The organism is Kitasatospora sp. NPDC056800 (assembly GCF_042789775.1).
Taxonomy (GTDB): Bacteria; Actinomycetota; Actinomycetes; order Streptomycetales; family Streptomycetaceae; genus Kitasatospora.
Window position 1 is genome coordinate 1 of the sequence record NZ_JBHUAL010000322.1, and the last position, 6,195, is coordinate 6,195.

General features: G+C 76.1%; 3 protein-coding genes and 1 pseudogene. 2 read left to right on the forward strand and 2 right to left on the reverse strand.

Annotated elements, in window-relative coordinates; genetic code table 11:
* Window positions 1-144: 144 nt before the first annotated feature.
* Window positions 145-1,431, reverse strand: a pseudogene (locus ACFRQN_RS39270) (PP2C family protein-serine/threonine phosphatase); the annotation flags it as partial.
* 206 nt (window positions 1,432-1,637) lie between these two features.
* A complete protein-coding gene (locus ACFRQN_RS39275; RefSeq protein WP_079272033.1) occupies window positions 1,638-3,086 on the reverse strand; it encodes an NAD(P)/FAD-dependent oxidoreductase in 1,449 nt (482 codons plus the stop codon).
* Window positions 3,087-3,562: 476 nt separating this feature from the next.
* On the opposite strand from ACFRQN_RS39275, the gene ACFRQN_RS39280 reads away from it, so the two are divergent.
* Both ACFRQN_RS39280 and ACFRQN_RS39285 read left to right on the forward strand, forming a co-directional pair.
* A complete protein-coding gene (locus tag ACFRQN_RS39280; RefSeq protein ID WP_380745413.1) occupies window positions 3,563-4,450 on the forward strand; it encodes a TetR/AcrR family transcriptional regulator in 888 nt (295 codons plus the stop codon).
* A gap of 339 nt (window positions 4,451-4,789) precedes the next feature.
* Window positions 4,790-6,195: sigma-70 family RNA polymerase sigma factor (locus ACFRQN_RS39285; protein ID WP_380745415.1), on the forward strand; the 1,406-nt coding region annotated here is incomplete at its 3' end.

The following is a 6,195-nucleotide window of genomic DNA, read 5'->3' on the forward strand; positions in this document are numbered from 1 at the left end:
GCACGAACCGGAAGTGGTGTTTCAGAGGATTGGCCACCGCGGGACCGTCCGCGCAGATGCGTGTCCGGTGCTCCCTGCCAGGCAGCTCGAAGAACACTAGACCTCTGGAGTCGCCGGGTCAAGTGGCGCAACCGAATTCTCGGTGCCCTCCTCCGCCGGCAGCTGGAAGGCCAGGACGGCGACGTCGTCGTCGTGCTCGGAGGTCACGCCCATCGCCCGCAGCAGCCGGGCGCAGATCACCTCGGGGGCGCCGATCGCACCGGTCAGGGTGCGGGCCAGGAGGTCGAGGCCCTGGTCGATGTCCTCGTCCCGGCGCTCGACCAGTCCGTCGGTATAGAGGACACCGGTCGTACCGGGGAGCAGGCGCAGGGTGTGGGAGACGTGCAGGCCGCCGCCGGTGCCGAGCGGCGGGCCGTTCTGCTCCTCGCTGCGCAGGATGGTGCCGTCCGGGCAGCGCAGCAGGACGGGGAGGTGTCCGGCGGAGGCGTAGGAGAGGGTGCGGCGCCGCGGGTCCCAGACGGCGTAGGTGCAGGTGGCGATCTGGTTGGCGTCGATCTCCATGGCGAGGCCGTCGAGCAGGCGCATCACCTCGTGCGGCGGGAGGTCGAGGCGGGCGTAGGCGCGGACCGCCGTCCGCAGCTGGCCCATGACGGCGGCGGCACGCAGGCCGCGGCCCATGACGTCGCCGATGACGAGTGCCGTGCGCCCGCCGTCGATGGCGATGACGTCGTACCAGTCGCCGCCGACCGCGGCCTCGGCGCCGCCCGGCTGGTAGGTGGCGGCGACCCGCAGGCCGGCCGGCTGGTCGAGCTTCTGCGGGAGCAGGCTGCGCTGGAGGGTGACGGCGGCCTCGCGCTGGCGGCGTTCCGCTTCGCGCAGGCGGGCCGCGGCGAGGACCTGGTCGGTGACCTCGGCGGCGAAGATCAGCACGCCGGCGGGCGGTCCCTCTGCGGGGGCGCCGCCGCCCTCCCCCATGCCGAGCGGGACGCAGGAGACGTTGTAGTAGCGGTTGCCGGTGAGGCCGAGGATGCAGCGGGCCTTGACGCTGCGCGGGCGGCCGCCGCGGATGACCTGGTCCATCAGGGGCAGGACGCCCATGGTGGCGAGTTCGGGGAGCGCCTCGGCGGCCGGCAGGCCGGTGGGGCGTTCGCCGAAGAGTTCGCGGTAGGCGCGGTTGGCGTAGCCGAGCTGGTGGAGCGGGCCGTAGGTGACGGCGACCGGGGCGGGGATGCGGTTGAGGACCTCGCGCAGGTTCTGCGGCTTGTGCGGATCGGGGAGCTCCGCGGTGGCGGCGGGGCCGGCCGGGTCGCGGGGGCCGGGCACGACGACGCCCTCGGGGCAGGGCGCACCGTCCTCGGTGCCGGTCCCGGGGGGCGGGAGGGCACGCCAGGGGACTCCGGCGAGCCGGGCGCTCCAGCGCATGAGGTTCAAACGACGGCCGCTTCCTCGTTTTCCAGGCATATCATCACTTTTTGTGTGCGCAGCAGCACACGGGGTAATGACCAGGTCGGGCTGATCCTGTCAGGCGGAGGCCCGGTTCCGGAAGTCGCGCGCCCGGCGTGGCCGCCCGATCCGCCGTCCGACCCACTCCCCGGTTCGCCGTCCGGTCGGCCGCCGGCCCGAGTCGGCGGCCGCGGTCACCGGGGAGCATCGGGGCCGGCGTCGGACGGCCGTCCGGGCTCGGGGCCGAACCCCTCCTCGAAGGCCGAACGCGGGTGCTCCATCGCACCCAGCGAGACCGGCTCGCGGGAGAACACCCCACCCAGCACCCAGTCCATCAGCACCCGCACCCGGCGCTCGGTGCTCGGCAGCCGCCGCAGGTGCCGGGCCCGGTGCAGCCACCAGGCCCGGCGGCCGGTGAGCCTGCCGCCGCGCCGGGTGTGGGCGACGGCCCGGTGCGGGCCGAGCGAGGTCGAGCAGGCGGCGGGGCCGGGCCGGTAGTCGGCCAGGCCCGGGGCGTGCGGGCCGCCGTCCAGGGCCACCACGACGTTGCGGGCGAGCAGCTCGGCCTGGGCGAAGGCGTGCTGGGCGTTGGGGGCGCAGGGGGCGCCGTCCGCGTTCGGGTCCGGTACGGCGGCGCAGTCGCCGGCCGCCCAGACGCCGGGCAGGGCGCGCCCGTCCGGTCCGACGGCCTGCAGGGTCGCCAGGCACCGCACCCGGCCGAGGGTGTCCAGCGGCAGGTCGGTCGCGCGCAGCAGCGGGGACGGCCGGACGCCCGCCGTCCAGACCAGCGTGCGGGCGCCGAAGCGGCTGCCGTCGGAGAGTGCCACGACCCGGTCGGCGGCGGACTCCAGGGTGGTGCTCAGCCGGATGTCGACGCCGCGTTCGCGCAGCTCCCCCAGGGTGTGCCGGGCGAGTTCGGGCGACTCCTCGGCGAGGATCCGCCCGGTCGCCTCGACCAGCACCCAGCGCAGGTCCTCGGCGCGGACGTTGTGGTAGCCGCGCACGGCGGTGCGGGCCATGTCCTCCAGTTCGGCGAGCGCGCCGACGCCCGCGTAGCCGGCGCCGACGAAGACGAAGGTGAGCGCGGCCTGGCGCAGCGCCGGGTCGCGGGTGGCGGAGGCGAGGTCGAGCTGCTCCAGGACGTGGTTGCGCAGGCCCACCGCCTCGCCGACGGTGGAGAAGCCGAGGCCGTGCTCGGCGAGGCCGGGCACCGGCGCCGTGCGGGAGACCGATCCGGGGGCCACCACGAGGACGTCGTAAGGGAGTTCGACCGGGGCGGGGGGTTCGCCGGGGCCCGCTGCGTCGGCCAGGGCGCGCCGGGCGGCGTGTTCGATCCGGGTGATCCGGGCGGTGAGCACCCGGCAGTCCGGCAGGACCCGGCGCAGCGGGACGACCACGTGTCTCGGGTCGATCGAGCCGGCCGCCACCTCGGCCAGCAGCGGGTGGTAGGTGAAGTACGCCTGGGGCTCGACGACGGTGATCTCCGCCTCGCCGCGCCGAAGCCGTTCCCGCAGGGCGCGCTGGAGGTGGAGTGCGGCGGCCGTTCCGGCGCAGCCGCCGCCGGCGATCAGGATCCTGATGGTGCGCCTCCTGCCGATGCGACGTTTCGTCCCGGCCACCCCGCGGCCGGGGGTGTCCCCCATCACGCCCCCTATGAAGGACCGGCGGGGGTCGTCTTGTCCACAGTCCGTACGGGGCTGGTTGCGACGCGAGTGACCGTCGTGGCCAGTTGTGCCTACTGGGCGACTTTCTGACGCACTTTCGGCCTCGGAGAGTGGTGAACTATGGTCGGATTGTGTACCGGGGCGGCCGTCGCCATGACAATCGGCGGCGACGCACCGTGGAGCGGCCACTACGGCCAGTTCCAGCGTTGGCGTGAGAACCCGACTGGGGGACGGTCATCCGGGGAAGGGTAGTTCCCGGACAGGGCCCCGGTCGGTGCCGACGCGCCGAGCCGGACGTGGACCCGGCACGGCGGCACGAACCGTGGTCACCGGATCGGGACGGGCGGCACGAGCATGGGTCATCGGGTCACTTCTGACGGGCCGAGCTGCACCGGGGGGTGCAGGGGCGGGCGACGACAGGGTCCGGTTTCGGACGCCTGCGGGGGAGAGTTGGGATGATGGATCAGGAGCAGGTATTGGGGCGGGCGGGTGCGTCGCAGGTCGGACCGGGCATGGTCCCCGAGCAGCGCGGCCCGGTGGACCTGCCGCAGGGCGGGACGGCACCGGCCGGTCTGGCCCGGGCGGCCGTCCCGTACCGGGTCGAGCCAGCGCCGGCCGCCGTGCCGGTGCCGGGGGCCCGGTTGCGGGTGGACGCCCGGCGGAACCTGGAGAGCGTGCTGCGGGCGGCGCGCGAGGTGTTCGGCGAGTTCGGCTACGGCGCGCCGATGGAGGAGGTGGCGCGCCGGGCCGGGGTCGGGGTCGGCACCGTCTACCGGCGCTTCCCGAGCAAGGAGGTGCTGGTCCAGCGGATCGCCGCCGAGGAGGTGGCGTGGCTGACCGCGCAGGCGCGGGAGTCGCTGTACGGCGGTGACGGCGCCTGGGAGGCGCTGGCCGGCTACCTGGCCCGCGCGGTGAGCAGCGGCGCCGGGCGGCTGCTGCCGCCGGAGGCGTTCCGGTACGCGGAGGAGCTGGGCCGGGTGCCCGAGCAGCGGGCGTCGGAGCAGCCGGCCGCGGTCCGCTTCGACCTGCGCGGCGAGGAGGCCCGTTCCGGCGGGGCGGTCGAGCCGTCGGCGGCCGACGCCGATCCCCGGCTGCTGCTCCAGCTGCTGGCCGCGCTGGTGGCGCGGGCCGGTGCGGCGGGCGAACTGCGGCCGGGCGTCACGGTGTCGGACGTGGTGCTGGTGCTGACGGCCTCGGTGCCGGTGCACGCGGCCCGTCCGTCGGTCTCCGCGCCGACGGCCGTCGGTTTCTCGCCGATTTCTCCGCAGACGGAGGGCCAGCCGGTCGCCGGGCCCTCGGACCGGCTGCTGCAGATCCTGTTGGACGGCCTGCGGGAGCGCTGACGCCCGTCGGCCGGCCGGGCCGCCACGCCGGACGGGCACGGGAGTTGGGAGGAGGACCGGCGCGCGACCCGAGTGCGCGCGCCGGGGTGCGGGAGTCGCACACCCCACCACCGCACGCTGGGCGAACGCCCCCGCGACGGCCCCTCGGAGGAGTGGAAGGCGACCGGTCCGGCTACCGCCGATCCCTGCGCTATGCCATCCTTTGCCCGTGGTTGGAGCCAATGTCCCGATGCGCGCCGTTCGCGCGCCGTCGGCGCCGTACGCCGGGGAACCGTGCGCCTACGCACTCCCGCGCGCCCTGCCACACTACGGGGGCTGTCGTGGAATCTGGGGTCCGTTGTGAGCGCCGAGGAACAGAACGACTACGGGTACGGCCTCGACTTCGGGGGCCGCTCCGGTGAGACCGCCGAGGGGTCCGCCGCGGGCCCCTGCAGTCTCGGCAGCGCCGGCGGGACGGCCCAAGTGCCGGGCGCCGCAGCGGGTTCGGCCGCCGGACACGTCCCCGACCAGGCCGGGATGCCCAGCCGCGAGACGCTCTCCGCCTCCGCCGCCGCACTGCCCCCGGGCCGGGTGCCCGGGCAGGCCCCGGCGGGCCGGGGCGGCGTCGCCCCCGAGGCGTTCGTCGGCGAACCGTTCACCGGCGACGGCCGCACCGCCCGGCCGACCGTGCCCGCCCCCGCCGACCCGGTGGACGGCGAGCGCCCGGCCTCCGACTCCGAGTTGACCGCCCGGGTGCGGGCCGGCGACGACACCGCGTACGAGGAGATCTACCGCCGGCACGCCGACTCGGTGCGCCGCTACGCCCGCACCTGCTGCCGGGACAGCTTCACCGCCGAGGACCTCGCGGGCGAGGTCTTCGCCCGCACCCTGCAGGCGCTGCGGGCGGGCAAGGGCCCCGAGTTCGCCGTCCGCGCGTACCTGCTGACCGCCGTGCGCAACGTCGCCGCCGCCTGGCACCGCAGCGAGCGGCGCGAGCAACTCGTCGACGACTTCGCCGTGTTCGCGCAGACCTCGGCCGCCGTGGTCGACTTCGACCTCGCCGACCCGGGCGCCGACGCCTGGGCGATGGCGATGGCCGACCAGCGGATGGTCATGCAGGCCTACGCCGAACTGCCCGAGGACGACCGGATGGTGCTCTGGCACACCGAGGTCGAGCGGGAGTCCCCGAAGACCGTCGCGGTGATGCTCGGCAAGACCGCCAACGCCACCGCCGTCCAGGCCCACCGGGCCCGCGACCGGCTCGCCGCCGCGTTCCTCCAGGCGCACGTCTCGGGCAGCCAGGACAGCGCCTGCGAGGCGTACGCCAACCGGCTCGGCGCGTACGCGCGCGGCTCGCTGCGCAAGCGGGCCTCGGCGGAGGTCGGCCGGCACCTCACTGAGTGCGACCGCTGCACGGCCGCCTGCCTGGAACTGACCGAGATCAACACCGGGCTGCGCGCCCTGCTGCCCGGCGGGGTGCTGGTCTGGATCGGCGTCGGCGGGTTCGGCGCCGCCGCGGCCGCCGTGGGCGGTGCCGCCGCCGTCGGCGGTGCGGCAGCGGCCGGGACGGCCGCCGCGACCTCCGGGTCCGCGGGAGCCGCGGGCGCTGCGGGCTCGGCCGGTGCGGCCGGTGCGGCCGGTGCGGCCTCCGGCGGGGGCGGGGCCGGCGCCGCCGCGGCCGGCGAGGGCCTGGGCACCGCCGCCAAGGCCGGGATCGCCGCCGCCATCGCGGTCGCCGCGGCCGCCGTCGCCGCGTACGCGCTCAC

Coding starts and splice junctions, on each gene's coding strand:
- ACFRQN_RS39280 (WP_380745413.1), top strand. CDS start 3,563: ATGATGGATCAGGAGCAGGTATTGGGGCGGGCGGGTGCGTCGCAGGTC.
- ACFRQN_RS39275 (WP_079272033.1), bottom strand. CDS start 3,086: ATGGGGGACACCCCCGGCCGCGGGGTGGCCGGGACGAAACGTCGCATC.